3 protein-coding genes and 1 pseudogene are annotated in these 2,914 nt (G+C 42.7%); 3 read left to right on the forward strand and 1 reads right to left on the reverse strand.

Annotation, left to right across the window (positions count from 1 at the left end; all coding sequences use genetic code 11):
* Positions 1–256, forward strand: a pseudogene (locus tag ACFE90_RS37530) (hypothetical protein); the annotation flags it as partial.
* Between the two features lie 7 nt (positions 257–263).
* Complete coding sequence (locus ACFE90_RS37535) at positions 264–659, forward strand: Hsp20/alpha crystallin family protein (protein ID WP_375507301.1); 396 nt, start codon at positions 264–266, stop codon at positions 657–659.
* A gap of 225 nt (positions 660–884) precedes the next feature.
* Here ACFE90_RS37535 and ilvD read toward each other — a convergent pair whose 3' ends face one another.
* Positions 885–2,594 carry a dihydroxy-acid dehydratase gene (gene ilvD, locus ACFE90_RS37540; protein WP_375507299.1) on the reverse strand — a complete coding sequence of 570 codons (1,710 nt, stop codon included), beginning with the start codon at positions 2,592–2,594 and terminating at the stop codon, positions 885–887.
* Positions 2,595–2,698: 104 nt separating this feature from the next.
* Between ilvD and ACFE90_RS37545 the strand changes: the two genes are divergently transcribed.
* Positions 2,699–2,914 (forward strand): LysR family transcriptional regulator (locus ACFE90_RS37545; RefSeq protein ID WP_375507300.1); only part of this gene is annotated, 216 nt, incomplete at its 3' end.

The following is a 2,914-nucleotide window of genomic DNA, read 5'->3' on the forward strand; positions in this document are numbered from 1 at the left end:
CAGTAATTCTTTAGACTTTCGAGAAGATGAAAAAGCACAGTTAATTCCGGTGGAACTGCCTGACTTAGTTCAACAACAATGTTTAGCCATTAGTAAAGCCTTGATGTTAGAGTGGACGGCGATAGACTGGCGTTTAAAACCAACGAGTGAGTATGTCTTTTTAGAAGCAAATCCCAGTCCAATGTTTTTATACTTTGAGCAACAAACAAAATTTCCTATTACTCAAAGTTTAGTTAACCTTTTATTAGTAAACTAAAGCATCAATAGGCTTACTTGGAGATACCAGAGTCCTATCTGCACGGTTGGAAAAAGGCTTTATCAAAGTTCCGGCTGCTGAGTTGCAAGAAACTGATGATGCGATTCTTCTATTGCTAGAACTACCAGGACTAGACACTAAAGACCTAGATATTCAAGTTACTGAAGATGCTGTTCACATTAGCGTCCAACGTAAGTCTGAAACTAAAACTGAAAACAATGGCACAACTAAGAGCGAATTCTACTACGGTAAATTCCAACGTGTAATTCCTCTATCTGCTCGAATTCAAAATACCAATGTCACCGCAGATTATAAAGACGGCATCTTGAATCTGACACTGCCAAAAACTGAGCTTGAAAAGAACAAAGTTGTCAAGGTTAATCTTGAACTTCCTGCTGCCTAGTGTGAAACTACTAATCCTCCAATAATTGATTGAGATAGCTAAAAGTCCAGTTAGAGATGACTGGGCTTTTTTGAGGAGAAAGTAGTAAGCCTGACAAAAGCCACTACGCATCGGTTTAAAGCGGCTTGGCTATCAAGATGGTGGGTTGTTACTCTTCTAACTTGCCCTATTCTGTAGCCTACTCTTATGGAGAGACGCCATATCTCGCGTCTGTCCCCCTACTCCCTACTCATTAAATAAATCCAAGTCTGTGACAGCACCAACACTGCTAGAGGAAACTAAAAGAGCATATTTTGCTAAGATGCCTTTTGTATAACGGGGTGGACGGGGTTGCCATTTAGCGCGGCGACTGGCTAATTCTGCATCATCCATGTTTATTTGTAACAACCGAGCAGGTGCATCAATAGTGATGCTATCACCTTCTTCGACCAGAGCGATCGCACCACCAACAGCGGCTTCGGGAGCAACGTGTCCGACTACCATCCCGTAAGTACCGCCTGAAAAGCGTCCATCAGTAATTAATCCGACTGCATCACCTAAACCCGCACCAATAATTGCTGAGGTGGGTGCTAGCATTTCCCGCATACCAGGGCCGCCTTTGGGCCCTTCGTAGCGGATGATAATTACATCACCAGCTTTAATCTTGCCTGCAAGGATGGCATCTAAGCATTCTTCCTCAGAATCAAATACCCGTGCAGTACCAGTAAGACTGGGATTTTTCACCCCGGCAATTTTTGCGACTGCTCCCTCTGTAGCCAGATTCCCTTTCAAGATCGCTAAATGACCTTGGGCATACATCGGGTTATTCCAAGGACGAATCACATCTTGATTAGTGGGTGGTTCATTGGGGACATCTGCTAAAATTTCGGCGATGGTTTTACCTGTGATGGTAATACAGCCACCGTGAAGTAATCCATGCATCAATAGCATTTTCATCACTTGGGGAATACCACCAGCTTGATGTAAGTCTGTGGCGACATATTTACCACTGGGTTTTAAATCACATAAAACAGGGACACGACCACGGATAGTTTCAAAATCATCTAGATTAAGTTCTACATCAGCCGCACGAGCGATCGCCAGAAAATGTAATACGGCGTTAGTTGAACCACCCACAGCCATAATTACAGAAATAGCATTTTCTATAGATTTACGGGTGATAATTTGTCGAGGTAATAGTTGATTGCGAATCGCTTCTACTAAAACTAATGCTGATTCTTCGGTGCTATCAGCTTTTTCCTCATCTTCTGCCGCCATTGTAGAAGAATAGGGTAAACTCATGCCTATTGCTTCAAAGGCTGAGGACATAGTATTAGCTGTGTACATCCCGCCACAAGAACCCGCACCAGGACAAGCACGGCGTTCTACTTCCATCAGTTCGGTGTCGTCAATTTTACCAGCACTGTATTCACCCACGGACTCAAAGGAACTCACAATAGTCAAGTCTTGGCCGTTGTAGCGTCCGGGTTTAATTGTCCCACCGTAAACAAAGATAGCCGGGATATTCATCCGTGCGATTGCAATCATCGCTCCTGGCATATTTTTATCACAGCCACCGATGGCAATGACACCATCCATATTTTGACCATTACAGACGGTTTCGATGGAGTCAGCAATCACTTCTCGTGACACTAGGGAATATTTCATTCCCTCAGTTCCCATAGAAATCCCATCGCTAATAGTAATTGTGCCGAACATTTGCGGCATTGCCCCAGCTAGTTTAATTCCAGCTTCAGCTATGAGTGCTAATTGATTAATCCCCATGTTACAGGGAGTGATGGTGCTGTAGGCATTAGCCACACCCACAATTGCTTTATTAAAGTCTGCATCCTGAAAACCTACTGTACGCAGCATAGCCCGATTTGGCGATCGCTGCACTCCTTGTGTGACAACTTTACTTCTAAAATTCTCTGACGAAATTGTTTTTTCATCCATTGCTTCGGCCTGGCACAAATCTTTGTAAGAGTATGATATGTAGACTTTTTTAAGATGTCCAATATATATTTATTTAAAATTGAGACTTATAAACTATCAAAAATATGGAACTACGACACCTGCGCTACTTTATTGCTGTAGCTGAGGAACTACATTTCACTAAAGCCGCAGAAAGGCTGCATATAGCTCAACCGCCTTTGAGCCAACAAATTCAGCAACTAGAAGCAGAACTAGGAGTAAAACTTTTTGAACGCAAAACTAAACGACAAGTACAACTAACAGAAGCTGGTAAGGTTTTTTTACAAGAGGCTTATCAACTA

Source organism: uncultured Nostoc sp., from assembly GCF_964245445.1.
GTDB lineage: Bacteria > Cyanobacteriota > Cyanobacteriia > Cyanobacteriales > Nostocaceae > Nostoc.